This is a genomic window from Reyranella sp. (assembly GCF_017305915.1).
Taxonomy (GTDB): domain Bacteria; phylum Pseudomonadota; class Alphaproteobacteria; order Reyranellales; family Reyranellaceae; genus Reyranella.
The window spans coordinates 37945-63288 of the sequence record NZ_JAFKJN010000015.1; the positions used below are offsets into that span (position 1 = coordinate 37945).

Below are 25344 nucleotides of genomic sequence, written 5' to 3' on the forward strand. Positions count from 1 at the left end.
GGAGAGGCGCGGCTCAGCGCACCGCGCGCTGCAGCCGCGCCACCATCTCCGGCGTGGGATGGCCGTCGGCGGGCAGGCCCGCCTGCTTCTGGAACAGCCGCACCGCCGAGCGCGTCTTGGGGCCGAGCAGCCCGTCGGTCTCGTCGGTGTAGAAGCCGAGCCGCGCGAGGCGCGTCTGGATGTCGATCACGGTGTCGCGCGACAGCGGTTCGTCGTCGGCCGGCGCCGGCTGCATCACCGTCGGGCCGCCCGCGATCTGCTGCGCCAGGATGGTGACCGACAGCGCATAGAGCGTCGAGCGGTTCCAGTTCATCACCGCCTTGAAATTGGGATAGAGGATGAAGGCGGGCCCGCGCCAGCCGGCCGGCAGGATGATCGACGACGGCTCGTCGCTCGCCGGCAGAGCCGCGCCGCCGGCGCGCTTCACGCCCATCGATGCCCAGGTGCGCACCGGCTTCTCGACCGTGGTGTCGGCCTGCTCGAGCGGGAAGTTCTGCGGCAGCGTGACCTCGTCGGCCGCCGGCAGACCCGGCTTGAATCCGATGCCGCGCAGAAAATTCGCGGCCGAGGCGAAGGCGTCGGGCATGCTGTTCCAGATGTCGATGCGGCCGTTGCCGTCGCGGTCGACCGCCCACCTGGTGAAGGTCGAGGGCATGAACTGCATGTTGCCCATCGCGCCCGCCCACGAGCCCCGCATCTCCTTCGTGGTCATGTGATTGTTGGCGAGGATCTTCAGCGCCTGGATGGTCTCGTTGGCGAAGAACGCCGTGCGCTTGGTCATGCAGGCCAGGGTCGCGACCGAACGCAGCGCCGAGAAGTCGCCCATGTAGCCGCCGTAGTTGGTCTCGACACCCCAGAAGGCCACGAGGTACTGCGGCGCCACGCCGTACTCGCCCTCGATCTGGCTCAGCAGGCCGCGCCATTGCGCGAGCTTCTGCTGGCCCTTGGCGATGCGGTCGGCGGTGATCGCGTTGCCGATGTACTTGCCGTAGGTCAGCGAGAACTCGGGCTGGCGCGAATCGAGGTCGATCACCTTCTGGTCGGGCGTCAGCCCGCGGAACGCCGTATCGATCGTTCCGGCCGGCACGCCCTGGCGCAGGGCGTCGGCCCGGATGTTCTGCAGGCAGTCCTGGAAGTCGTTTTGCGCGAAGGCCGGGCCGGCGGCGATCGCCGTCGTTGCGGCGAGGAGGCGGATGGTCGGGAGGGGGATCATGGCGCCTGTTTTATCACGAGCCGGCGATGGTCATCCCTTCGATTCGCACGGTCGGCGCGTTGGTCGAGCTCTTGAACTGCAGGTCGCTGGCCGGCGTCATCTTGAGGAACATGTCCTTCAAATTGCCTGCGATGGTGAGGCCGCTCACCGGCCATGCCTTCTTGCCGTTCTCGATCCAGAAGCCCGAGGCGCCGCGGCTGTAGTCGCCGGTCACGCCGTTGACGCCCATGCCGATCAGGTCGGTGATGTAGAGGCCGCTCTTGATGTCGGCGATCAGCTCGTCGGGCGAAAGCTTGCCCTTCTCGAGATAGAAGTTGGATGGCGAGCCGTGCGAGCCGTTGCCGGTCGGCGCCAGGTTGAGCTGCCGCGCCGAGGCGAGATCGAGCAGCCAGGTCGTCAGCACGCCGTCGTCGATCACGGCGCGGCGCTTGGTCGGCAGGCCCTCGCCGTCGAACGGCCGGCTGCCCAGCCCGCGCTTGCGATGCGGGTTGTCGATGATGCGGATGCCCTTGGCGAAGATCTGCTGGCCCATCCTGTCCTTGAGGAAGGACGTGCCGCGGGCCACGCCGCGGCCGTTGATGGCGCCGGCGAGGTGGCCGAGCATGCTGCCCGACAGGCGCCGGTCGTAGACCACCGGCACCCGACCGTTGGCGACCTTCTTCGGATTGAGCCGCTCGACGGCGAAGCGGCCGGCGTTGCGGCCGACCTTGGCGGCCGCCATCAGGTCGTCGAAATGGACGGCCGAAGACCATTCATAGTCGCGCTCCATGCCGGTGCCTTCGCCGGCCAGCACCGCGCAGGACAGCGAATAGCCGCCGCGGCGGTAGCCGCCGCTGAAGCCGTTGCTGGTGACCAGCATCATGGTCGAGCGGCTCCAGCTCGCCTCGGCGCCCTCGGAGTTGGTGACGCCCTTCACGGCCCGCGCCGCGTCCTCGGCCTCGGCGGCGAGCGCCAGCAGCGTCTTGGCCGATGGCGGGCGGCGCCTGTCGTCGAGATCGAGGTCGGCCCAGGCGGTGGCCAGCAGCTCGGCCGGCGCAATGCCGGCATGGGGGTCCTCCGGGACCGCGCGGGCCATGTCGACGGCGCGCTCGACCAGGCTGCGGAGCGCCTTCGGCGCGAAATCGGTCGAAGAGACCGAGGCCGAGCGCTGGCCGATGAAAGCGCGCAGGCGCAGGTCGCGGCCTTCGCTGCCCTCGAGCTTCTCGCGCTTGCCGAGCCGCTGCGCCACCGACAGCGATTCGCCGTGGAGGTAGAAGGCTTCGGCCGAATCGGCGCCTGCAGCCTTCGCCCATTTCATGAGGTCGGCGAGCAGGTTGGCGTCGACGCCGGACGGGGGAGCGGGCTTTTTCTTGGTGGCCATGCCCGCCTTTTACGCGGTTGCGGGCATGGCCGTCGAGCGGCGCCGGATCGGGCGGGCGATCAGCCGGCGGCGAACCGGATGCCCTCGCGGGTCTCGCGGATGACGTCGTCGACGGCGCCGAGCGCGCACCCTGCTTAGCAGCCGACTACCTCGATCGTGTGTCGAGTTGTATCGACTATGTCGCGTTCACGCGACTATATCGCGGCCGCCCGGTTGGCGGCGCAGGTCACCGCCTTGAGCGAGGCGGTGACGATGTTGGAGTCCATGCCGACGCCCCAGAGAACCTTGCCTCCAGCGGTTTCGGCCTCGATGTAGCTCACCGCCTGGGCATCCTCGCCGGCGCCGGTGGCGTGCTGGTGGTAATCGCGCACCCGGATCTTGATGCCGCAATCCTTCGCAAGGGCCTCGACATAGGCCGCGATCGGGCCGTTGCCGTGGCCGCTGACCTTGCGCGGCTTGCCGTCGACCGTGATCTCGGCGTCGATCAGGCGGAGCTCGGGATGGCCGGGCTGCGGCAGGGTGGTGTGGCCCTCGAAGGCGAACGGCGTCGTGTTCTCGAGATATTCCTTGCGGAAGGTGTCCCAGATCAACGCCGGCTGGATCTCCTTGCCGGTCTCGTCGGCGATCTGCTGGATCACCTTGGAGAACTCGACCTGGAGAAGGCGCGGCATGTCGATGCCGTAGTCGTTCTTCAGGATGTAGGCGATGCCGCCTTTGCCCGACTGGCTGTTGATGCGGATGATCGCTTCGTATGACCGCCCGAGATCGGCCGGGTCGATCGGCAGGTAGGGGACTTCCCAGACCTTGCTGTTCTGGGTCTGCAGCGCCTTGAAGCCCTTGTTGATCGCATCCTGGTGGCTGCCCGAGAAGGCGGTGAACACCAGGTCGCCGCCGTACGGGTGGCGGGGATGGACGGGCAACTGGTTGCAGTACTCGACGGTCTGGCGGATCTCGTTGATGTTCGAGTAGTCGATCTCCGGATCGATGCCCTGGGTGTACATGTTGAGGCCCAGGGTCACGAGATCGACGTTGCCGGTGCGCTCGCCGTTGCCGAACAGGCAGCCTTCGATGCGGTCGGCGCCCGCCATGTAGCCCAGTTCCGCCGCCGCCACGCCGGTGCCGCGGTCGTTGTGTGGGTGCAGCGAGAGGATCATCGAATCGCGGTACTTGAAGTTGCGATGGCACCATTCGATCTGGTCGGCATAGATGTTGGCCGAGGCCATCTCGACCGTCGCCGGCAGGTTGATGATGACCTTCTTCTGCGGCGTCGGCCTGTAGACGTCGCAGACCGCGGCGCAGATGTCGCGCGCGAACTCGAGCTCGGTGCCGGTGAAGCTCTCCGGCGAATACTCGAAGACCCATTCGGTGCTGGGATCGGCGTCGGCCAATTGCTTGACCAGCTTGGCGCCCGACACGGCGATGTCGATGATGCCGGCGAAGTCGGTGTTGAACACCACGCGGCGCTGCAGCGTCGAGGTCGAGTTGTAGAGATGGACGATCGCCCGCCTGGCGCCGCGGCAGGCCTCGAAGGTGCGCTCGATCAGCTCGGGGCGCGACTGCGTCAGCACCTGGATGGTGACGTCGTCCGGGATCATCTTCTTCTCGATCAGCTCGCGCACGAAATCGAAGTCGGTCTCCGACGCGGCCGGGAAGCCGACCTCGATCTCCTTGAAGCCCATGTCGCAGAGCAGCCTGAACATCCGGGTCTTGCGATCGGAGTCCATCGGCTCGATGAGGGCCTGGTTGCCGTCACGGAGGTCGACGGCGCACCAGATCGGCGGCTTGGCGATGACGGCGTTGGGCCACTGCCGATCCTTGATCTCGATCGGCTTGAACGGAACGTACTTCTCGCCCGCGGTGGGCATCATGGGTTTTTGAACGGACATTGGAAGCCTGCGACTTTTCGGAAGAATGAGACGGACGACTGAGCGACCCGCGGCGTTCCCGGCGCCCCAATTTCTGGGGTTCGGGAGGCGGGTCAGCGAATAAGTCGAAGCGTCGGCAGTCGCAGCATTGCGGCGCGCAGATTAGCGATTTGCGGGGCGCCGTCAACCCGCCGCGGGTCCGGTGCGGAATAGGGCGGCTTGCGCCGCCCCATCGCCGGAAGGTGTTCAGTTGAGGGGGATGTTGAAGTTCAGGTTCAGGCCGGACGGGCCCTGGTTGTACGGCATCGGCTGCACGTACATCGGCTGCGGCGCCATGTAGACCGGCGCGCGCTGGACGACCACCGGCCGCTCGCGGACCACTTCGCGGACCACGACGGGCCGCTCGTGGCGCCAGTACTCGTGCTCGTAGCGGTGGTGGTCATAACGCCAGTGATCGTGATCGCGATCGTGATCGCGGTAGCCGTCCCAGGCATTGGCGCCGCTGGAGAGGGTGAGGACCAGAAGGCCGGTGCCGAGGGCGGCGCCGAGGAGAGAAGAGAGACGCATGGGCTTGTACCTCCGCTGACATCATGAGGTACGCGAGCACCCTGCCGATTCATCTCCGGCCAAATGCGGCATTGTCGAGAAATGTGGGAACGGGTTCCGCCGTATTTCGCCGGCGCATCGTTGTGACAAAAAAGGCGCGCCACGTTTCCGTGGCGCGCCCCGAAGATCGACGATCCCGCCGTTAGCGGATCATGAGGCCGTAGCCCGGCTCCGGTCCGTAGTAGCCGTAAGCCGGCGGCGGCGCGTAGTACCGGTAAGCCGGCGGTGGCGGCGCGTAGTAGCCGTACGCTGGCGGCGGGTAGTAGTAGCGCGGCTGCGAAGCCGCTACCGCGGCGCCCATGATACCGGCAAAGGCGTTGAGCGCCGCAGCCGGGCCAGGATCGTAGGTGTAGCCACTATTGCGCCAATCCACGCAGTAGCCGTGGCGCCAGTGCGCGCAATAGGCCGCCTCTGCGCCGGTAGTGGTGGCGACCAGACCCAGCGTCGCGGCTGCCGCGGCCACTGCGCCCATCGTCCATCGACTCTTCAAGATGCTGCGCATTGCAACCTCCTTTCAAAGCCATCTGATAACGATCTCACGATCTGTTAGATCGGTATCGAATGTGATTTCTGTGGGGATTTCGCAGCCTGTTGTCGCCATGTTTCAGGCAAGTCAGGTTTAGCGGACCATCAGACCGTACGTCTGGACCGGCGGCGCGTAGTAGTAGCCGTAGGGCACCGCGCGGTCGCGCTCACGCCACGTCCAGCCGCGATCCCACGAGCGGTAGTAATAAGGGCGCTGGTAATAGGGATAGTAGCCGTTGTTCACGGCCCAGCCATTGTTCCAGCGATGATGATGCCGCCAGTTGTCGTATTGCCAGTCGTGAGCGTCGGCGGTCGCTGCGGCGCCGGTCAGGGCGACGATACCGACGGCGATCGCCGCCGAGGCTCGACCCAACCGGCTCTTCAAGTCGGTGCGCATGGCACATCTCCTTTGAAGTGAAGTCCGTGGATCGGTTTAACGTTCCGGGCGGCCCATCGGACCGGCCGCGAATGCGACATCGGCGGGGTTTTCGCAGCCGGTTGTCGCCCTATTTCGCATTGGCCGGGTCTAGTCTAGCGGTTGAACAGCCCCATGATCTGACCAAGCGCCTGCGGATTGGGATTGGAGCCGTAGAAACGCTGCTGCCGAGCGTAGTAGCCCTGCTGCTGCGGGTAGTAGCCCTGGCCCGAGTAATACGTGTTGGCGGGCGGCGCGCCATAGCGTTCGCCCCACGTCCAGCCGGGATTCTGCGAGCGCTGGTAGTAGGGATACTGGGGGCTGTTGTAGCCGTTGTAGGGAACCCAGCTGCCGTTCCAGCTCTGGGCATCGGCGGTCGACGCCACGCCCATCAGGGCCGCGAGGCCGACGGCGATGGCCGCCGACGCCCGACCCAACCGGCTCTTCAAATTGGTGCGCATGGCACGACCTCCTGTGAACCTGCGATCGATGTAACGCTTTCCGCAGCCCATAGGTCGGTATCGATTGCGACATCGGCGGGGAATTTCGCAGCCGCTTGTCGCCATGTTTCGCGCCCGGCCCGGTGACGGCTAAGATGCCGCGAAAGCGCGTGGAGGAAATGCGATGGCGGGTCCGCTTGCCGGTGTGAGGATTCTCGATTGCACGACGGTCGTGCTCGGGCCGTGGGCCGCGCAGCAGCTGGGCGACCTCGGCGCCGACGTGATCAAGATCGAGCCGCCCGAAGGCGATACCACGCGCGTGCTGGGGCCGGCGCGCAATCCCGGCATGGCGGCGTTCTATCTCGGCTGCAACCGCTCCAAGCGCTCGATCGTGCTCGACCTCAAGCAGGATGCCGGCCGCAAGGCGCTGTTCAAGCTGGCCGAGACCGCCGACGTCTTCATGCACAACTACCGGCCCGATCCGGCCAGGCGCCTGGGCGTGGAGTACGAGAAGTTCGAGAAGATCAACCCGCGCCTGGTCTATCTCGCGACCTACGGCTATCGCGCCGCCGGTCCGATGGGGCCGAAGGCGGCGTACGACGACATCATCCAGGCGGGCTCGGGGCTTGCCTCGCTGCAGAGCGTGGTCGCGGGCCAGCCGCGCTTCCTGCCGACCATCGTTGCCGACAAGACGAGCTCCAACGGCGTCGTCTCGGCGCTGCTCGCGGCGCTGTTCGCGCGCGAGCGCACCGGCAAGGGCCAGTCGGTCGAGGTGCCGATGTTCGAGACGCTGGTCTCGTTCGTGATGGTCGAGCATCTCTACGGCGAGACCTTCAAGCCGGCGCTCGACACCGCGGGCTACAAGCGCGTGCTCAACAAGGAGCGGCGGCCCTATCCGTCGAAGGACGGCTACTTCGCGCTGCTGCCCTACACCGACGGCCACTGGAAGGAGTTCTGCACCCTGGTCGGCCGCGACGACCTCGCGAAGGATCCGCGCTTCCAGGGCATGGCCAATCGCCTCAAGAACGTCGAGCAGTATTACGCGACGCTGGCCGGGCTGTGTGCCCAGCGCACCAACGCCGAATGGGTCGAGCTGCTCAAGAACTCCAACGTGCCGCACGGGCCGGTCAACACGCTCGACGATCTGTTCAAGGACCCGCAGCTCAACGCCACCGGCTACTGGCAGGAGGTCGAGCATCCGAGCGAGGGCAAGCTGCGCATGCCGGGCATCGCGCCGCGCTTCAGCAAGACGCCGGCCGAGGTCACCCGGCTGCAGCCGCGGCTCGGCGAGCACAGCGTCGAGGTGCTGGGCGAAGCGGGCTTCACCCGGGCTGAAATCGATGCCATGCTCAAATCGGGCGCGACCAAAACAGCGTAAAGCATTGAGTACAGCGTCGTTGCCCGCCTCGATGAGGCTAGGGAGGCAACGATGCTCATCCGTCCGAAACGGCGCGATGTCCTGCGTCTCGGCGCGGCCGCGGCCCTGCTGCCGGCACCGGCAATCGCCCAGGCCTGGCCCAACAAGCCGATCAAGATCGTCTGCACCTATCCGCCGGGCGGCCTGACCGACATCTTCTCCCGTGCCTACGGGGAGTTCGTCGCGCAGAAGCTCGGCCAGTCGGTGGTGGTCGAGAACAAGACGGGCGCGGCCGGCGCGATCGGCGCCGAGCTGGTGAAGAACGCGGCCCCTGACGGCTACACGCTGATGTTCACCAACTCGACCACGATGGTCCAGAACAAGGTGCTGTTCAAAAAGCTGCCCTACGATCCGGACAAGGACTTCTCGCTGGTCGCTTGGTTCAACACCGGCCACCTGCCGACCGCGGTCAACAAGGACATCCCGGCCAAGGACATCAAGGAGTTCGCCGCCTGGTCCAGGGACCGCAAGGTCTCGGCCGCGACCTACGGCGCCGGATCGTTCGCGCATGTCGTTGCCGAGACGCTCAACAAGAGCCACGGCTTCAAGCTCGAGCCCGTCCACTATCGCGGCGAAGGTGCGATGTGGCAGGACGTGGCGGCGGGCAACGTGCAGACCGCGACCGGCAGCTACGCCTCGCAACTGCCGTTCCTGCAGCAGGGCTCGGTCAAGGTGATCGCGGTGCCGACGCTCGAGCGCATGAAGAAGCTGCCCGACGTGCCGACCTTCTACGAGCAGGGCTTCACCGACAAGGCGTTCCAGGTGCGCGGCTGGGTCGGTTGCGCGGCGCCGGCCGGTACGCCGGAAGAGATCGTGAAGAAGCTCAGCGACCTCATGGTCGAGGGCGGCAAGACCGAGCGGGTGCTCAAGATCAACGACCAGTTCGGTATCGACGAAGGCGCGCGCGACCGCGCCTATTTCAAGAAGGTCCTCGATGAAGAAGGACCGGTGGTGCTCGAGGTCATCAAGGGCCTGAACATCGAACCGACATGACCGGGACAAAAGAAACGTAAGGGAGGAGTTTCAATGATTGTTCGCCCCTCGCGGCGCGACGTGCTGCGCTACGGCGCGGTTGCCGCGGCTGCAACGCTATCCGCGCCGGCCATCGCCCAGGCGTGGCCGAGCAAACCGATCCGCATCATCTGCGGCTATCCGGTGGGCGGGCTGACCGACATCTTCGCGCGCGCCTACGGCGAGGGCATCTCGCAGCTGACCGGCCAGCCGGTGGTGGTCGAGAACAAGGCCGGCGCTTCGGGCGCGATCGCGGCCGAGCAGGTCAAGCAGGCGCCGCCGGACGGCTACACGCTGATGTGGACGATCTCGACCACGCTGATCATGAACAAGGTGCTGTTCAAGAAGCTGCCCTACGATCCCGACAAGGACTTCGTGCCGATCTCGTGGATGGATGCGGGGCACCTGCCGACCATCCTGAGCAAGAACGTGACCGCAGCGAACCTCGCGGCGTTCGCCGACTACGCCCGCAACAACAAGGTTTCGCTCGGCACCTACGGCGCCGGCTCCTACAGCCACTGCGCGGTGGCGGCGCTCAACCGCCATTTCGGGCTGAACATGGAGGCGGTGCACTACCGCGGCGAGTCGCTGATGTGGCAGGACGTGGCCTCGGGCGCGGTGCAGGGCGGCAGCGGCAGCTATGCCGCGGCGGCGAGCGTGCTGCAGACCGGCGCCGGCAAGCCGGTCGCCGTGCCGACCAAGGTGCGCATGAAGAAGCTCGCCGACGTGCCGACGTTCCTCGAGCAGGGCGTCTCCGATGTCGCCTTCCAGGTGCGCGGCTGCATCGCCCTGGTCGGTCCGGCGGCGATGCCGAAGGAGATCGTGAACAAGCTCTCCGACATGATGGTTCAGCTCGGCAAGTCCGAGCGCATCGCCAAAATCCTCGACATCTTCGGCATCGACATGGCTGCGCAGGACCAGGTCTATTTCCAGAAATACCTCGCCGAGGAAGGGCCGATCTGGATCGAGCTGGTGAAGGGGCTCAACCTCGAGCCGCAATAAGCCGCTGGGCCTCCGCCGGCCAATCAAGCTGCACACGACATGCGTGTAATTTAATCGGGCCGATGCAGCCAGATGGTGCACCGGCGATAATTCCACGCGGTTCTTTTCACGCGATATGTCGAGATGCTACAGCAACTCCCAGTGGCAAACCTTCCGATCCCGCGAAACAGGATTCTGGGGACCGCGGCTCGATGGCATTGGACGTCTACGTCGGCTCACTGACACGGTACTACGCAGGGGATTGGCAGAGCATCGCAGACGGCATCGCGTCGCGCGGCAGGGGAACGCGCAGCCCGGCGGGTGCGGGCGATCCGAGGACGGATCGCGAGCGCATCCGCAACGCAGTGCTCGCCTGGCGCGAGGGCCTGGGCCGCGCCCTGCAGCCGCATCTTGCCGGGCCCATCGACTGGCCCGAGGCGGACGAGGCGCCGTGGTTCACCGGCCGGCCGGGCTGGGACGGCTTCGGCTCGCTGGTGCTGTGGGCGGCCTATGCCGAGCAGCCGGCGCTGCGCCGGCCCGGCACCCTGCCGGAGGAATGGGACGACGATCCGGCGCTGGTGCGCAGCAATGCCGAGGGCTTCCGCTCGCGCTACTCCCATCTCGTACGCAATGTCGAATTGTGGCTGCCGCTCGCCTTCGACTTCACCTTCGAGGGCGAGGATGTCGACGGCCGCCGCATCATCGTCGGCTCGGCGGCGACGCTCGCCCGCCAGCTCGACGAGCTCAACGCCGCGACCTGGAAGCTCGATGCCGGCGAGCTGGTGGCACTGACCCGCCGCCGCCCGCCCGGCACCTCGCTCGAGGTCTGCGCCCGCCACGCGCTCGCCGTGATGAGCGGCCTTGCGAAGCAGGCGGTCGACCATCGGCTGCCGATGAAGCTGGACTATTAGTGCGATACGAGGGGCAAAGATGTGGATCATGATTGCCGGGCCGTACCGGGCTGGTGGTGCGAGCCTCGAGCAGCAGACCGCCAATCTGCGCGTTCTGAACGAGGCCGCGGTGGCATTGCATCGCGCCGGCCATGTGCCGGTGATCGGCGTCAACATGGCCCTGCCGATGATCGAGGCTGCTGGCAACACGGCGGCTGCCTACGAGGAACTGATGGCGCCGGTGTCGTTGGCGCTGGTCGAGCGATGCGATACCTGCCTGCGGATCGGCGGCCCCTCGCGCGGTGCCGATGACGAGGTGGACCTGTTCGAGGCGGCAGGCAAGCCGGTCTATCGGGCGCTTTCCGAAGTACCGCCGCCGTGATTCCCAAAACGACATCGCCCGCGACGGCGACCATCGCGGGCGGTGCTTCGTAGAGAGCGAGGTGCTTACGCGGCCGGCGGGGGCGGGGGCTCGCTGGGTGACGGCGGGGCCGGCGGGCGGTTGCGGCGTTCGTTCATGAACTGGTCGAACTCGGCGCGGTCCTTGGCCGAGCGCAGCCGGTCGAGGTAGTCGCGGAACTCGCGCTGCTCCTCGTCGAGCTTGCGCAGCGTCTCCTCGCGATATTCGTCGAAGGCGACGTTACCCGACGAATTGCGGGCGCCGCGCATGCGGCGCTTCCACGCCCTCCATTCCTCGCGCCGGGCGCGCCATTCCTCGCGCACGGCCTCGCGCTCCTCGGGATTGTACCAGCGGCCGTAGCGGCCATGCCTTCCGCAGAACATGCGTCCACTCCATATCATGTAGACAAGCAGAGCCAGCCCGACCGGCCAGAACACGATGAAGCCGATCACCACCAAAGCGATCAGTGCCGGCTTCGGCAGGTCGTCCAATCTGTCCATCACCGCGTGCATGAGGCCTCTCCTTAGGCGGTCGTTAACGATGTTAATGTTAACGACATTTACATTGGCTATTCGGCCTCAGGGAGTCAAGGGCGGCCCCTGCTTTTTCGTTACTTTTGGGGAAAACCCAGGCCCTGCAGGTAGATGAGCATCTCCGATTCGAGCAGCTCCTCGGCCGACATCGGCAGGGCGCGGCGGCCGGAATCGCCACGGCCGAACAGCGAGGCGATGCCGTGCGCCATCGACCAGACATGCAGGCTCATCATCATCGCCGGCGGTCGTCTGCCGGCCGGCAGCAGCGCCACCAGCCCATCGGCCGCGGTGCGCAGCACCGCGAAGGCCTTGTCGCCCGCCGCGCGCAAATCCGCGTTGAGATCGGGCGGCAGGCCCGATTCGAACATCGCCGCGTAGTAGGCGGGCTCGGCGCGGGCGAAGGCGAGATAGGCGCGGCCGACATTGTGGAACGCGGTGATCGGGTCGGGCTTGCCGCCGTTCCAGCCGGTCGACAGCATCGCCTCGAAGCGGCCGAAGCCCTCGCGCGCGACGTCGGCCAGCAGCGCCTCGCGATCGCGGAAGTGGCGATAGGGCGCCGCCGGCGACACGCCGGCCGAGCGCGCGGCATCGGCGAAGGTGAAGCCCGCCGGGCCCTTCTCCTTGATCAGCTCCCGGGCGGCCTGGATCAGCGCCTCGCGCAGATTGCCGTGATGGTACGCACCCTCGCGGGCGCGCCGTTTCCAACTCATGTTAAGGGAGTTTACATTAAAGCGGCGGGCGGCAATAGCGAGCGTCACCACGGCGTGGGGCATGACGTGATGCGTTGCGTCGCGCCGAGCCTTGTGGCCCGATGCGGCCCATGCCGCTTGCCTTCGACCTTCGCCCTGCCGCCCGGTCCGACATCGACTTCTGTTGGCCGATCTACCGCGATTCCATGAAGCCTCTGACCGAAGCCTTCGGCCCCTGGAACGAGGCGGCGCAGCGCAAGCTCGTCGAGCAGGCGGTCGGCGATTCCGGCACGTCGATCCTGTGCCAGCAGGGCGCCGACGCAGGCTGGCTGCAGGTCGAGGAGACGCGCCACGCGGTGCAGCTCAAGCAGCTCTTCGTGCTGGCGGCGGTGCGCAACCGCGGCCTCGGCACCAGCTTCCTCACCTGGATGAAGGAGCGCGCCGAGCGCAAGCGCAAGGACCTCACCCTCGAGGTGCTGAGCAACAACCCGGCGCGCCGGCTCTACGAGCGGCTGGACTTCAAGGTGGTGACGACAGCGAGCGACAAGATCACCATGCGCTATTGATGGACGCCTTCCCTGAGCTTTCGACAGCCCGCCTGCGGCTGCGCGAATTGGCCGAGGATGACCAGAGGTGACACGCTCCACCAACGTCGTCGTCGCGCGCTCGGCCGCCTTCGTCGGCGCCATCCGATTCAATTCCTTCACCAAGTATTCGCGCTTCCAGCTCGAGGGCGTGCAGCGGCAGAAGGGCTATTTCCACGACGTCTTCCACGACACGCGGCTGTTCGGACGCCTGGCCTCCGATCCGTTGTAGTGTCGCGCCCATGGAACCGACGCTCTCCGACCGCCTGCTCGGCCATCTGCGCGAGCGGCTGGGGACGGGGGTCGACTTCGCCGAGGCGCCGAAGCCGCTGAGCGGCGGCTTCGACACGACCATCCTGGCGTTCCGGCTGAGCGGCGCGCCGGCCGCGTGGGAGAGGCCGCTGATCCTGCGGGTCATGACGCGCAGCGATCAGGGGCCGCGCGTGCTGCGCGAGGCCGCCGTCCATGCGGCGCTGGTGCAGGCGGATTTTCCCGCGCCGCGCGTGCTGCTGCACGAGACCGACCTGGCGCCGCTCGGCCTGCCGTTCCTGGTCATGGAGCGTCTGCCCGGCGAGACGATGTGGTCGGCCCTGGCCAAGGCCGGCCCGCTGGCGTTCCTGGCGATGCCGCGCCAGCTCGCCGAGCTCCATGTCCGTCTCCATCGGGTGAGCGGCGAAGCCGTGCGGGAGAGCGCGCGGGCGCTGGGCGTCGATCCGGCGGTGATGGGCGTGCAGGCCGACGTGGAGCGCCTGCACCGTCGCATCGTGCGCGACGGGCTCGCGGCGCTGCGGCCCGCCGCCGACTGGCTGGTCGGCCATTTCCCGGCGCCGGTGCAGGCGGAGGTGATCTGCCATGCCGATTTTCATCCGCTCAACATCATGATGGACGGCCACCGGCTGTCGGGGGTGATCGATTGGGCCAACGTCGTCATCGGCGAGCCGGCCTATGACGTGGCGGCCCTGCGCACGATCGCATTCTACGTCGATCTCGGCATCCCCGTCTGGGCGCGCGGCGCGACGAACCTGGCGCGGCGCCTGATGATGCGCCGCTACATGAGCCTCTACCGCGCGGCGGCACCACTTGCGACGCGCAACCTGCCGTACTACGAGGCGATCCGCATCCTGTCGGCGCTGATCTTCGCGGCCGGAGAGCGGCCGCCGGCCGGCAATCCCTGGAATGCGCCGCACACGGTGAAGCGGCTGGTGCGGGAGTTCGAACGGATCAGCGGTCTCAGCGTGCGCCTCTAGTCTAACGCCGCTGCTCGCCGGTCAGGATCTCGTCGCTGACCTTGGTGGTCAGCACCTCCTCCTCGTCGAGCAGGCGCTTCTTCTTCCAGTCGCCCTGGACGTAGACGCAGAGCGTGATCAGCGCGATCGTGACGTTGGTGATCGGGAAGGCCCACCAGATACCGTGCACGTCGAGCGCGGTGTGCTTGGACAGCACATAGGCGATCGGGAACTGCAGCACCCATTGCGACACCAGGGTCAGCACCATGGTCACCACCATGTTGCCCGAGGCGCGCAGCACGCCAGTGAGCGCGAACTGCAGGCCGAGGAAGCCCCAGGCCGGCGCGCCGATGCGCAGGAATTCCGCACCGGCCTCGATCACCGCCGCGTCGTTCGGCACGAAGAAGGCGACGATGGTGCGCGGGAACAGGAAGACCAGCAGGCCGAAGGCCGCCAGGCCCACGAAGCCGATCAGCCCGCCCAGCCGGCCGATCGCCGCCGCGCGCTCGATGTTGCCGGCGCCGATGTTCTGGCCGACCAGGGTCGAGATCGCCATCGACAGTCCCATCGCCGGGATCATGACGACCTGCAGCACGTTGGAGCTGACGCCGTAGGCGGCGAGCGCCAGGGTGCCGAAGCTGGTGATCAGGAAGCTCATCACCATCAGCGCGCCGGCGCGCGCCGACATCTCGATCGAGGCCGGGAAGCCCAGGAAGAAGGCGCGCTTCACATAGGTGAGGTCGGGGATGAAGTCGCGGCGCTGGACATGGATGCCGTGCAGGCCGAGGTGCAGCACCGCCATGCCGATGCCGGCGGCGATCGCCTGCGAGACGAAGGTGGTCATCGCCGCGCCCATCACGCCGAAACCCGGCACCGGCCCCCAGCCGAAGATGAGCAGCGGATCGAGCACGAAGTTCAGGAACACCGTGCCGAGCGCGATATAGACCGGCAGGTTCGGCCGGCCGATGCCGCGCATGATCGACTGGAAGACGAAATAGGTGAAGGTGAAGATCGTCCCGGCGAACGACACGCGCATGAAGGCGAGCGCGCCGGGATAGACGTCGGGCGCCACGCCCATCAGCCGCAGCAGCGCCGGCGCGCCGAAGAAGCCGATGGCCCCCAGCACGATGGAGGCGAGCGCCACCATCAGCAGGGTCTGGCCGGCGACATGGCCGACCATGCGCGGGTTGCGCGCGCCGACATACTGGGCGATCAGGGTCGAGCCCGCCATCGACAGGCCGCCGCCGATCGCGAAGGTCAGGAACATCGCCGGGAAACTCACCGACACCGCGGCGACCGCCGCGCCGCCCAGCCGCCCGACCCAGAAGGCGTCGATCAGCTGATAGGCCGACTGCAGCGCGTTCGCCGCAACGATCGGGACCGCGAGCGCGAGCAGCGAACGCAGGATCGGCCCCTCGAAGAGCTTGTTTTTGGGGAGTGCCACGCCGACGATATGGGCCGGGAGGACTCTGCATGCAACTTTGGACCACGCAGGTCGCGTCTGCGCGTGGTGCGCAACGGATGGCGCAGGAGGTCGAGGCGGCCGGCTGGGATGGCCTGCTGGTGGTCGATTCGCAGAACCTGTCGGGCGATCCCTATGTCGCGCTGGCGCTCGCGGCGGTCGCCACGAAAAGAATCGGCCTCGGCACGGGCGTCACCAACTCGGTGACGCGCCACGCCGCCGCGACGGCGACCGCGATCACCTCGGTCAACCGCGTCTCGGGCGGCCGCGCCGTGCTCGGCATCGGCCGCGGCGATTCAGCGTTGGCCCATCTCGGCCGCGCGCCGGCGCGGCTCAGGCAATTCGAGCGCTACCTCAAGCAGCTCCAGGCCTATCTGCGCGGCGAGTCAGTGCCGTTCGAGGAGATCGACATTCCCGTCGACTTCGCGCCGCCGATGTCGGAGCTGCACCTGCACGACGCGCCGCCCGCCAGCCGCATCGCCTGGATCGCGGAGGGGGCCAAGGTGCCGATGGAAGTGGCGGCGAGTGGCCCCAAGGTGATCGCGATGTCGGCGCTGCATGCCGAGCGCGTGATGTTCACATTGGGCGCCGACGTCGAGCGCCTGCAATGGGGCATCGAGCTGGCGAAGAAGATCCGCCGCGACGCCGGCCTCGATCCCGACGCGATCGCCTTCGGTGCCTACATCAACATGGGTTGTCACAGCGACGTCGAGAAGGCGCGCGGCCTGGTGCGCGGCGGCCTCACGACCTTCGCGCGCTTCTCGGTGATGCACGGCAAGGCCAACGGCCCGGTCTCGGCCAGGGACCGCGAGCAGCTCGCGACGCTGGTCAGCAACTACGACATGAAGCAGCACACCCGAGCCGATTCGCGTCAGGCCGGCACGCTGAGCGACGACTTCGTCGACCGCTTCGCCGTGGTCGGCCCGCCCAATCGCTGCATCGCCCGCCTGCGCGAGCTCGGCGCACTCGGCCTCGACAAGGTCGCGATCAGCGGCGGCACCCGCGGCGCGTCGGCCGAGGACGCCGCCGTCGGCCGCGACCTGGTGACAAGGCACGTGCTGCCGGCGATGGCGGGATGAACGCTGGAGGCTCGTCTTCCGGATCGCGCGCATCCCTGCGCGCTCATGAATCATGAGGCGCGCAGGATGCGCGCGGTCCAAAAGACCATGAGAGAAGACGCGCCACTGGAGTGACGCGCCCCAGCTCAGCGCCAGGTTTTCCTGCCGCTGCCCGGCAGCCCGAGCGTGCTCCACATCGCGTCGACCTTGTCGATCACGGCCTGGTCCATGCGGATCTGGCGGCCCCATTCGCGGTTGGTTTCGCCCGGGAACTTGTCGGTGGCGTCGAGGCCGATCTTCGAGCCGAGGCCGCTCACCGGAGAGGCGAAGTCGAGATAGTCGATCGGCGTGCTCTCGATCACCGTGATGTCGCGCGCCGGGTCCATGCGGGTCGAGACCGCCCACATCACGTCCTTCCAGTTGCGCGCATCGATGTCGGCGTCGACCACGATCACCCACTTGGTGTACATGAACTGCCGCAGGTAGCTCCACACGCCCATCATCACGCGCTTGGCGTGGCCGGCGTAGGCCTTCTTCATCGACACCACGGCGATGCGGTAGCTGCAGCCTTCGGGCGGCAGCCAGAAATCGACGATCTCCGGGAACTGCTGCTGGAAGAGGGGGATGAACACCTCGTTCAGCGCCTCGCCCAGCACGCTCGGCTCGTCCGGCGGCCGGCCGGTGAAGGTCGAGAGATAGATCGGGTTGCGCCGCATGGTGATGGCGCTGAGCGTGAACACCGGGAACTTCTCGACGCTGTTGTAGTAGCCGGTGTGGTCGCCGTACGGGCCCTCGTCGCCGGTGTCGTCGAGGCTGACATGGCCCTCGAGCACGATCTCCGCCTCGGCCGGTACCTTGAGCGGCACCGTCTTGCAATCGACCAGCTCGACCTTCTTGCCGCGCAACAGCCCCGCGAACTGGTACTCCGACAAAGTGTCCGGCACCGGCGTCACCGCGGCCAGGATGGTGCCGGGATCGGCGCCTATCACCGCCGCGGCGGGCAGGGGCTCGCGCTTGCCCGCGCCCTTCCAGCGCGCGTGGTGCTGCGCGCCGCCGCGATGCTTCAGCCAGCGCATCAGCGTGGTGTTCCGGCCCGTCACCTGCAGGCGGTAAATGCCGAGATTGAAGCTGTCCTGCTTGTCGCTACCCTTTCCGCCATTAGGGGGATTGGGCCCCTGCGTCACGATCAGCGGCCAGGTGATCAGCGGCGCGGGCTCGCCCGGCCAGCAGGTCTGGATCGGCAGCTTGCCGAGATCGATGTCGGCGCCCTGAAGCACGATCTCCTGACAGGGCGCCGTCCCAATAGTGCGCGGCTTCATCGCCATCACCGTGCGCAGCATCGGCAGCATGTCGAGCGCCTCGCGCCAGCCGCCCGGCGGCTCGGGCTGGCGCAGGAAGGCGAGCGTCTCGCCGACCGCGCGCAATTCGTGCGGCTCGCGGTCCATGCCCCAGGCGACCCGCTCGACCGTGCCGAACAGGTTGACCAGCATCGGCATGTCGAAGCCTGTCACATTCTCGAAAAGAACCGCCGGTCCCTGCTCGGCAAGCAACCGCGTCTGGATCTCGGTCATCTCCAGCACCGGCGAGACCGGCACCGTGACGCGCACCAGTCGTCCCGCCTGTTCCAGTCGAGACATGAATTCCCTCAGGGACGCATAGGCCATGGTGTTGCTTAGACGGCGGCTGTGATAGAGGCAACCAGCACACGGGAGCCTCGCATGCCCATCCTGGGCCTTCTCGGTCTCGCCCTCTATGCCGGCTGCATCTTTCACGCGATCAAGACCGGCCGGATCAACTACTGGCTGATGATCCTGATCTTCCTGCCCGGCATCGGCTCGGCCGCCTACCTGCTGTTCGAGGTGCTGCCCGAGATGCGCAACAGCCGCACCGCGCGCAAGGCGGCCGGCCGGCTGGTCGACACCCTCGATCCCGACAGGGCGATGCGCCATCACGCCGATAACCTCGAGATCGCCGACACCGCCGACAACAAGCGCCACCTCGCCGAGGAGCGAATGAAGCGCGGCCAATGGAAGGACGCCGAGACCCTCTACCGCTCGGCGCTGGTCGGCCCGTTGGCCGGCGATCCGGCGCTGCTGATCGGCCTTTCCGGGGCGCTGTTCGGCCAGGGCGACTACCAGGGCACGCTCGACACGCTCGACCTGCTGCAGCGCGAGAACCCGAACTACGAATCGCGCGAGGGCCACATGCTCTATGCCCGCTCGCTCGAAGGGCTCGGCCGCACGCGCGAGGCGGCCGACGAGTACCGCTCGCTGATCGGCTACGCGCTCGGCCCGGAGGCGCAGGTGCGCTACGGCCTGCTGATGAAGACGCTGGGCGATACGCAGGCGGCGAACGTCGCCTTCGCCGAGGCGGTGCGCACCTACAGCCGCCGCCGCGGCAAGCTCGATGCCGACGAGCGCGCCTGGCTCGCCGAAGCCGAGCGCCATCTCGCGTGATGCCCTCCGGCGCGATGACCTCTGGCGCGATTCCGGCCGAGTTCGAGGACCTGCTGAGCCGTGCCGGCCGGCGCGTGCTCGCCGGCACGCACCCGCTGTGCGGCGCGCTCGCCGATCCGAAGCGGCGCTTCCTCGCGGCCGACGACCTGCTCGATCGCGCCAAAGCGGCGCGAGTGCGTCGCGTCCTGGAAGAGGCGCTGACGCCGACGCTCGAGCCGCTCGACAAGCCGGCTCTGCCCGAGACGATCTGGGACATGCGCCGCGACTATGGCGAGTTGTTGCCCAAGACGACGCGCGCCCGCACGGTGTTCTTCGACAGCCGCCGCGAGCCCGGCGTGAAGGCGGCCGAGCGGATCGGGCTGGCCCGGATGATGCGCTCACCGTCGTTCCGCGCTTTCGCCGAGGCGCTGGCGGGGCGGAGGCTGCGGTCGGGCTGGGGCCTGCAGGTGCTGCGCTACGGGCCGGGCGACTATGCCGGCCCGCACAACGACCATCATCCCGAGAATGCCGACGCGCGCCGCGGCTACATCGACCTGCATCTCAGCCTGTGTTCGGGCGTGGCCCACCAATGGCTGGTCTATGCCCGCGGCGGGCATTTCAGCGAGATCGTCTCGGTCGCGGCGCCGGCCACGGTCACCGCCTATCGCCTGCCATTCTGGCACTACACCACGCCGCTGGCCGGCGGCCCGAAGGCGGCACGGTGGGTGCTGCTTGGGACGTTTCTTTTTCAGGGGACCGCGGACCTCCAGGTCCGCTCACAATCATGATGCGGACCTGGAGGTCCGCGGTCCCCTGAGTCTACCGCGCGCCGACCGGCACGACGCTGATCGAGTTGCGCGGGCTGCCTTCGATGATGCGGTCGGTGTAGACGAGGTAGACCAGTGCCTTGCGCTTGGCGTCCCAGAAGCGGGTCACCTGGGTGCTCTTGAAGATCAGCGAGGCGCGCTCGCTGAACACCTCGTGCGGGCTCCTGAGCTTGTCGAGCATGGCGACGTCGATCGGGCCGACCTGGCGGCAGGCGATCGAGGCCTCGCCGGGATCCTCGGCGAGCCCGATCGCGCCCTTGAGGCCGCCGGTGCGGGCGTGGCTCATGTAGCAGGTGACGCCCGGCACCTCGGGGTCGTCGAACGCCTGGACCACGATCTTGTCGTTGGGTCCCAGCCACTTGAAGCGATAGCCGACGGAGCCGATCTCCTCGGCCATCACCGGCACAGCGAGGAAGATCAGCAGCAGCGCGAGCCACGAACGGCGCATCGGCAAACTCCTTCGACCGTAGATGGGTTGTCGTCGCGCTGAACGCCAGAGTACGGCTTTGTCCACCGAAGTCTGTGGGCAAGCGCCTCTGCGAACGGGCTTTTTGGGCAATGGAACGGGAATCGAGGAGCCAAAATCAGGGCTCGAATCGCGTTCCATTGCCCACAAGAGCGGCTCTGCGCTACGCCGCGCGCAGGCCTTCCTTCGGCACCTCGCCTTCGGCCTCCTTGATCGCGGCGCGGTAGTTCTTCTCCGAATCGAACGGCGCGATCTTGGGGTAGTCCTTCTTCTTGCCCTTGCGGATCTCGCCGCTCGACGGCTCGACGATCAGCAGCTCGCCGGTGCGGCCGAGCAGCGGGATCTCGCGTTTCCAGCGCGAGTAGACGCGGCGGGCCGAGGCCGAGAAGTCGACGTAGGTCTTGAACTCGGTGGGGTCCTTGGCGAACAGCGCCTCGTAGGTCGCCACGAACTGCTCGACGAACGCGCGGTCGACGATCTCGATGTTGGACATCATCCAGCAGCGGTCCTCGAACACCCAGTAGGTGCCCATCCCGACGAACTCCTTCTGCCGCGTCAGGTACGGATAGAAGGGGAAGCCGCGGCAGGCGATGGTGCGGTTGTCGCGCTCGCAGAAGCGCCCGCCCTTGCACTCGATCGCCATGCAGTCGTGGGTCAGCTCCGCGACGATCTGCTTGGTCGCGTAGTCGTAGGGCTTGAACTTCTTCCACAGGTCGGTGCGGCCCTTCAGCAGCTCGAACTCGGCCTTGAAGACCACCGGCACGGCGTTCTGGGTCGAGCAGCAGACCGGCTCGCCGCCGTTCAGCGGCGCGCACTTGCGGCCGCAGTCGAAGCGCGAGACCGGCGCCTTGAAGCCCTCGTAGAGGGAGGCGAAGTCGGCAGGCTTGAGCGAGGGTTCTTCTGTCTTGGGGGGCATGTCCCGCTTTACCTCGAAGCGCTTGTGAAAGAACAGTTAAGGTATTCTAACGCCCTCGGCGTGAGGCAGCACGCGCCAGACGACCGTCTCGCGCATGCCGCGGTTCTCGAGCTGCAGCGAGGTCGGGATGTCGTAGCGGGCCAGTTCCTGCAAGCCCTGTGCCGAAAAGTAGTTGCGCCCGGGGTCGCCCAGCAGGACGAGGCGGCCGGCGTTGGCGTGGCGGCGCAGCCAGGCCAGGGCCCGGACCGACATCTCGCGCTCGTAGCAGACGTCGCCCGCGATCACGACGTCCGCAATCGGCGCCGCCTCCGGCGCCGCGAGCCAGTCGTCGGCGCTGATGGCGACGGCGAGGCCGTTGGCCTCGGCGTTGAGCCGTGCGGCGACCAGCGACAGCAGATCGATGTCGTTGGCGACGACCGAGGCGGCGCCGGCGCGCGCCGCCGCCATCGACGACACGCCCGAGCCGGCGGCGAAATCGATCACCCGCTTGGCCCGCACCGTGTCGGGGTTGTCGAGCAGGTAGCGCGCGATCGCCTGGCCGCCGGGCCAGCAGAAGGCCCAGTAAGGCGGATCGACGTTGTGCTGCTCCAGCCAGTCCTCGGTGGCCTGCCAGATCGGCACGTATTCGCTTGCCAGCCAGAGCTGGAACTCCGGCACCATGGCCGGCCGCTCGAGGGCGGTGTTGGCGCGGATGAAGCCTTCGGGGTCGGCCGGCAGCCGCGCCATCAGGTGAGGTTCGCCGCGACGATCGCCGCCGTCAGGATCAGGCCGACGTACTTGTTGGAGCGGAACTTGTCGCGGCAATCGGCCTGGTCGTCCGGCTTGAGGAAGACGATCTGCCACGCGAAGTGCAGCGCGATCGCCAGGAGGCCGGCATAGTAGATCGGCTTCAGCCCGGCGAGGTGGCCCGCGATCGCCCAGGCCGCCAGCGCCAGCAGCGCGAACAGCGCCAGCCAGCGCCGCGGCCGGTCGGCGAAGCGCCGTGCGGTCGAGTGCACGTCGATGATCGAATCGTCGCGCTGGTCCTGCATGGCGTAGATCGTGTCGTAGACCAGCGTCCAGGCGACGCCGCCCCAGTACAGCGCCACCGTCGCCCAGGAGAGTGTGCCGGTCACCGCCGCGTAGCCGACCAGCGCGCCCCAGGTGAAGGCCAGCCCCAGCACGACCTGCGGCCACGAGGTGAAGCGCTTCATGGTCGGATAGATCGCCACCAGGGCGACCGACAGCAGCGCGATGCCGCCCGCCGTCTTGTTGAGCTTGAACAGGATGGCGACGCAGACCATCGACTGCAGCATCATCCAGATCAGCGCGCCCTTGAGCTTGACCTCGCCGGCGGGCAGCGGCCGGTCGCGGGTGCGCTCGACCTTGGCGTCGATCTCGCGGTCGACGATGTCGTTCCAGGTGCAGCCGGCGCCGCGCGCGGCCAGCGCGCCGATGACGAACAGCCCCATCCAGCCGAGCATATTGCCCCAATGCACGCCGCTGCCCAGCGCCGTCGACCACCAGCAGGGCAGCAGCAGCAGCCAGGTGCCGATCGGCCGGTCCCAGCGCGCCAGCCGGCCGTAGGGACGCATCCATGCCGGCAGATGGCGCAGCGTCCAGTGCTGGCGGTCGATATCGGTGAAGCCCCGGGTTGTCGGGCCTGCGCTCATGGCGGCATCATGGCCCACATGAGCGCGACGCGTCTATTCACGGAAGCCGACTTGTCCGCAGGCGCCGATACGGAGCTGACCGAGGCGCAGGCCCATTACCTGCGCCACGTCATGCGCCGCGACGCGGGCGCGCCGCTGCTGCTGTTCAACGGCCGGCACGGCGAGTGGCAGGCCACGCTGTCTCTGCGCGGCAAGAAGGGTGCCGCCGCGCAGGTGGCGGCGCAGACGCGGCCGCAGGCGGCCGAGCCCGACCTCTGGCTGTGCTTCGCGCCGGTCAAGCGGGCGCGCATCGACTGGATCGCCGAGAAGGCGACCGAGCTCGGTGTCGCGGCGCTTCAGCCGGTGATCACGCGCCACACAATCGTCGAGCGGGTCAATGTCGAGCGGCTGCGCGCCAACGCCGTCGAGGCGGCGGAGCAGACCGAGCGGCTGTCGGTGCCCGAGGTCCGCGCGCCGGTCGAATTCGCGCGCCTGCTGGCCGACTGGCCGGCCGGACGACGGCTGCTGATGGCCGACGAGACCGGCGGCGGGCGGCCGATCGCCGAGGCGCTGGGCGAGCTCGACAAGGCGGCACGGGCGGCGCCCTGGGGCATCGTGATCGGGCCGGAGGGCGGCTTCGCGGCGGACGAGCTCACGGCGCTGCGTCGCATGAAGGATGTGACGGCAGTCGGGCTCGGCCCGCGCATCCTGCGCGCCGATACGGCGGCCCTTGCAGCCCTCGCCTGCTGGCAGGCGTCGGTCGGAGACTGGCGGCAGCCGACACCGCGTTTGTCCAGCGATTATCGCTCATCCAGGGGTGCCGTTTAGAGTCTTGCGCGCGCCCCTCCCGGTATGGGAGAGGGGATTCCGAACACCATGAACCAGCCGCTGGCTCGCGTGAGGAAAGCTCATGCGACGGCGCCGCCTCCGCCGCTTCGAACGGCGCGAGGTGAATCGGGAGAAGTCACGCATGTCCGCACCTCCGTCGGGTGGCGGCGCGCCGATCGAAAATCGGCGGCAGCTGATCGACTACTTTGCTGCCGGCAACAAGCCCCGTGCCGACTGGCGCATGGGCACCGAGCACGAGAAGTTCGGCTTCGACACGGCGACGCTGAAGCCCTTGCCCTATGACGGCGAGCGCGGCGTGCGCGCCATGCTGGAAGGCCTGCGCCGCTTCGGCTGGGAGGCGGTGACCGAGGGCAACACCATCATCGCGCTCCAGCGCGGCAAGGCGAGCGTCACGCTCGAGCCCGGCGGGCAGTTCGAGCTCTCGGGCGCGCCGCTCGAGACCCTGCACGAGACCGCCGAGGAGAACGCCCAGCACATCCGCGAAGTGAAAGCGGTCGCGGGCGAAATAGGCGCCGGCTACATCGGGCTGGGCTTCGCGCCGGAGTGGAAGCGCGAGGATATCCACTGGATGCCCAAGGGCCGCTACAAGATCATGCGCGAGTACATGCCCAAGAAGGGCAAGCTCGGCCTCGACATGATGCTGCGCACCTGTACGGTGCAGACCAACCTCGACTTCGAGTCCGAAGCCGACATGGTCAAGAAGTTCCGGGTGTCGCTGGCGCTGCAGCCGCTGGCCACCGCGTTGTTCGCCAACTCGCCGTTCGTCGAGGGCAAGGATGCGGGCTTCAAGAGCTACCGCAGCCACATCTGGACCGACACCGATCCCGACCGCTGCGGCATGCTGCCGTTCGTGTTCGAGGACGGCTTCGGCTTCGAGCGCTACGCCGACTACATGCTCGATGTGCCGATGTACTTCGTCTATCGCGACGGCCAGTACATCGACGCCTCCGGGCAGAGCTTCAAGGACTTCATGAAGGGCAAGCTGCCGGCGCGGCCGGGCGAGCTGCCGACCATCAACGACTGGGCCGACCACATCACCACGGCGTTCCCCGAAGTGCGGTTGAAGCGCTACCTCGAGATGCGCGGCGCCGATTCCGGGCCGATCCCGGCGCTGAACGCGCTGCCGGCCTTCTGGGTCGGGCTGCTGTACGACCAGAGCGCGCTCGACGCGGCGTGGGACGTGGTCAAGGACTGGACGGTCGAGGACCACGACTATCTGCGCAGCCACACGCCGCGCAACGGCCTCGCCACGCGCTTTCAGGGCCGGCCGTTGTCGGATCTCGCACGCGAGGTGGTCGAAATCGCCCATACTGGCCTGCGCGCGCGCCGGCAGCTCGATGCCCACGGCAACGACGAGACGATCTACCTGGCGCCGCTCGATCGCGCCGTCGCCAGCGGCCTCGCTCCGGCCGACGAGCTGCTCGCCAAGTGGAAAGGCGAATGGGGCCGCTCGTTCGCGCCGCTGTTCCGCGACTACGCCTACTGAGTTGCGCATTTCCGGGAAGATGGAACCGCTCACGGTTCCATCTTCCCGGAAATCGCTTT

28 protein-coding genes are annotated in these 25344 nt (G+C 67.6%); 13 read left to right on the forward strand and 15 right to left on the reverse strand.

The genetic code is table 11. From position 1 onward, the window contains the following. Positions 1-13: 13 nt before the first annotated feature. From J0J01_RS13620 to J0J01_RS13650, 7 genes are all read right to left on the reverse strand, one after another. Positions 14-1213 (reverse strand): lytic murein transglycosylase, encoded by a 1200-nt coding sequence (locus J0J01_RS13620; protein ID WP_296381408.1) that lies wholly within the window; start codon positions 1211-1213, stop codon positions 14-16. A gap of 13 nt (positions 1214-1226) precedes the next feature. Further along, positions 1227-2573 carry a metallopeptidase TldD-related protein gene (locus J0J01_RS13625; RefSeq protein ID WP_296381409.1) on the reverse strand — a complete coding sequence of 449 codons (1347 nt, stop codon included), beginning with the start codon at positions 2571-2573 and terminating at the stop codon, positions 1227-1229. Positions 2574-2767: 194 nt separating this feature from the next. After that, positions 2768-4438 (reverse strand): 2-isopropylmalate synthase, encoded by a 1671-nt coding sequence (gene leuA, locus J0J01_RS13630; protein ID WP_296381738.1) that lies wholly within the window; start codon positions 4436-4438, stop codon positions 2768-2770. Between the two features lie 246 nt (positions 4439-4684). Continuing rightward, positions 4685-5005 (reverse strand): hypothetical protein, encoded by a 321-nt coding sequence (locus J0J01_RS13635; RefSeq protein ID WP_296381411.1) that lies wholly within the window; start codon positions 5003-5005, stop codon positions 4685-4687. A gap of 181 nt (positions 5006-5186) precedes the next feature. Further along, on the reverse strand, positions 5187-5546 hold the full coding sequence (locus tag J0J01_RS13640) for a hypothetical protein (protein ID WP_296381413.1): 360 nt from the start codon (positions 5544-5546) through the stop codon (positions 5187-5189). Positions 5547-5663: 117 nt separating this feature from the next. Then, positions 5664-5966, reverse strand: a complete 303-nt coding sequence (locus J0J01_RS13645) for a hypothetical protein (protein ID WP_296381415.1) — start codon at positions 5964-5966, stop codon at positions 5664-5666. Between the two features lie 134 nt (positions 5967-6100). Continuing rightward, the gene (locus J0J01_RS13650) at positions 6101-6445 is read right to left on the reverse strand and encodes a hypothetical protein (protein WP_296381416.1); all 345 of its coding nucleotides are present in this window, start codon (positions 6443-6445) and stop codon (positions 6101-6103) included. 163 nt (positions 6446-6608) lie between these two features. On the opposite strand from J0J01_RS13650, the gene J0J01_RS13655 reads away from it, so the two are divergent. From J0J01_RS13655 to J0J01_RS13675, 5 genes are all read left to right on the forward strand, one after another. Continuing rightward, positions 6609-7802 carry a CoA transferase gene (locus J0J01_RS13655; RefSeq protein WP_296381418.1) on the forward strand — a complete coding sequence of 398 codons (1194 nt, stop codon included), beginning with the start codon at positions 6609-6611 and terminating at the stop codon, positions 7800-7802. 51 nt (positions 7803-7853) lie between these two features. Continuing rightward, the gene (locus J0J01_RS13660) at positions 7854-8834 is read left to right on the forward strand and encodes a tripartite tricarboxylate transporter substrate binding protein (RefSeq protein ID WP_296381420.1); all 981 of its coding nucleotides are present in this window, start codon (positions 7854-7856) and stop codon (positions 8832-8834) included. 33 nt (positions 8835-8867) lie between these two features. Continuing rightward, a complete protein-coding gene (locus tag J0J01_RS13665; protein WP_296381422.1) occupies positions 8868-9854 on the forward strand; it encodes a tripartite tricarboxylate transporter substrate binding protein in 987 nt (328 codons plus the stop codon). 191 nt (positions 9855-10045) lie between these two features. Continuing rightward, entirely contained in the window at positions 10046-10744 is a 699-nt protein-coding gene (locus J0J01_RS13670) for a hypothetical protein (RefSeq protein ID WP_296381424.1), read from the forward strand. Between the two features lie 19 nt (positions 10745-10763). Then, a complete protein-coding gene (locus tag J0J01_RS13675) occupies positions 10764-11105 on the forward strand; it encodes a DUF1937 family protein (RefSeq protein ID WP_296381426.1) in 342 nt (113 codons plus the stop codon). Positions 11106-11170: 65 nt separating this feature from the next. On the opposite strand, the gene J0J01_RS13680 is transcribed toward J0J01_RS13675, so the two are convergent. Together J0J01_RS13680 and J0J01_RS13685 are read right to left on the reverse strand one after the other, a co-directional pair. Further along, complete coding sequence (locus J0J01_RS13680; protein WP_296381427.1) at positions 11171-11635, reverse strand: DUF2852 domain-containing protein; 465 nt, start codon at positions 11633-11635, stop codon at positions 11171-11173. Between the two features lie 98 nt (positions 11636-11733). Beyond that, the gene (locus J0J01_RS13685; protein WP_296381428.1) at positions 11734-12366 is read right to left on the reverse strand and encodes a TetR/AcrR family transcriptional regulator; all 633 of its coding nucleotides are present in this window, start codon (positions 12364-12366) and stop codon (positions 11734-11736) included. Positions 12367-12551: 185 nt separating this feature from the next. On the opposite strand from J0J01_RS13685, the gene J0J01_RS13690 reads away from it, so the two are divergent. The 3 genes from J0J01_RS13690 to J0J01_RS13700 all read left to right on the forward strand — a co-directional run bounded on the left by J0J01_RS13690 (position 12552) and on the right by J0J01_RS13700 (position 14176). Beyond that, positions 12552-12911: a GNAT family N-acetyltransferase gene (locus J0J01_RS13690; protein ID WP_296381430.1), complete on the forward strand. Its 360-nt coding sequence runs from the start codon at positions 12552-12554 to the stop codon at positions 12909-12911. A gap of 67 nt (positions 12912-12978) precedes the next feature. Next, entirely contained in the window at positions 12979-13161 is a 183-nt protein-coding gene (locus tag J0J01_RS13695) for a hypothetical protein (RefSeq protein ID WP_296381432.1), read from the forward strand. A gap of 10 nt (positions 13162-13171) precedes the next feature. After that, entirely contained in the window at positions 13172-14176 is a 1005-nt protein-coding gene (locus J0J01_RS13700) for a phosphotransferase (RefSeq protein WP_296381434.1), read from the forward strand. Position 14177: 1 nt separating this feature from the next. Here the strand turns inward: J0J01_RS13700 and J0J01_RS13705 are convergent, their stop codons facing one another. Beyond that, complete coding sequence (locus J0J01_RS13705; RefSeq protein WP_296381435.1) at positions 14178-15599, reverse strand: MATE family efflux transporter; 1422 nt, start codon at positions 15597-15599, stop codon at positions 14178-14180. A gap of 29 nt (positions 15600-15628) precedes the next feature. On the opposite strand from J0J01_RS13705, the gene J0J01_RS13710 reads away from it, so the two are divergent. Continuing rightward, positions 15629-16696, forward strand: coding sequence for an LLM class flavin-dependent oxidoreductase (locus J0J01_RS13710; RefSeq protein WP_296381436.1), 1068 nt, complete (start codon positions 15629-15631; stop codon positions 16694-16696). Between the two features lie 125 nt (positions 16697-16821). Here the strand turns inward: J0J01_RS13710 and J0J01_RS13715 are convergent, their stop codons facing one another. Continuing rightward, on the reverse strand, positions 16822-18339 hold the full coding sequence (locus J0J01_RS13715) for a UbiD family decarboxylase (RefSeq protein WP_296381438.1): 1518 nt from the start codon (positions 18337-18339) through the stop codon (positions 16822-16824). Between the two features lie 54 nt (positions 18340-18393). Between J0J01_RS13715 and J0J01_RS13720 the strand changes: the two genes are divergently transcribed. After that, positions 18394-19131, forward strand: a complete 738-nt coding sequence (locus J0J01_RS13720) for a hypothetical protein (RefSeq protein ID WP_296381440.1) — start codon at positions 18394-18396, stop codon at positions 19129-19131. 14 nt (positions 19132-19145) lie between these two features. After that, on the forward strand, positions 19146-19898 hold the full coding sequence (locus J0J01_RS13725; protein ID WP_296381442.1) for a hypothetical protein: 753 nt from the start codon (positions 19146-19148) through the stop codon (positions 19896-19898). A 31-nt stretch (positions 19899-19929) separates the two neighbouring features. Here the strand turns inward: J0J01_RS13725 and J0J01_RS13730 are convergent, their stop codons facing one another. From J0J01_RS13730 to ubiA, 4 genes are all read right to left on the reverse strand, one after another. Continuing rightward, a complete protein-coding gene (locus tag J0J01_RS13730; protein ID WP_296381444.1) occupies positions 19930-20385 on the reverse strand; it encodes a CreA family protein in 456 nt (151 codons plus the stop codon). Between the two features lie 181 nt (positions 20386-20566). Beyond that, on the reverse strand, positions 20567-21319 hold the full coding sequence (locus J0J01_RS13735) for a hypothetical protein (protein ID WP_296381446.1): 753 nt from the start codon (positions 21317-21319) through the stop codon (positions 20567-20569). Positions 21320-21355: 36 nt separating this feature from the next. Then, entirely contained in the window at positions 21356-22045 is a 690-nt protein-coding gene (locus tag J0J01_RS13740; RefSeq protein ID WP_296381448.1) for a 50S ribosomal protein L11 methyltransferase, read from the reverse strand. Further along, the gene (ubiA, locus tag J0J01_RS13745) at positions 22045-22971 is read right to left on the reverse strand and encodes a 4-hydroxybenzoate octaprenyltransferase (RefSeq protein WP_296381451.1); all 927 of its coding nucleotides are present in this window, start codon (positions 22969-22971) and stop codon (positions 22045-22047) included. The genes J0J01_RS13740 and ubiA overlap by 1 nt, the downstream gene beginning before the upstream one ends. Positions 22972-22989: 18 nt before the next feature. Here ubiA and J0J01_RS13750 point away from each other — a divergent pair, with 18 nt between their 5' ends. Then, a complete protein-coding gene (locus J0J01_RS13750; protein ID WP_296381452.1) occupies positions 22990-23778 on the forward strand; it encodes a 16S rRNA (uracil(1498)-N(3))-methyltransferase in 789 nt (262 codons plus the stop codon). Positions 23779-23920: 142 nt separating this feature from the next. After that, positions 23921-25285: a glutamate--cysteine ligase gene (locus J0J01_RS13755; protein WP_296381456.1), complete on the forward strand. Its 1365-nt coding sequence runs from the start codon at positions 23921-23923 to the stop codon at positions 25283-25285. Positions 25286-25344 lie beyond the last annotated feature (59 nt).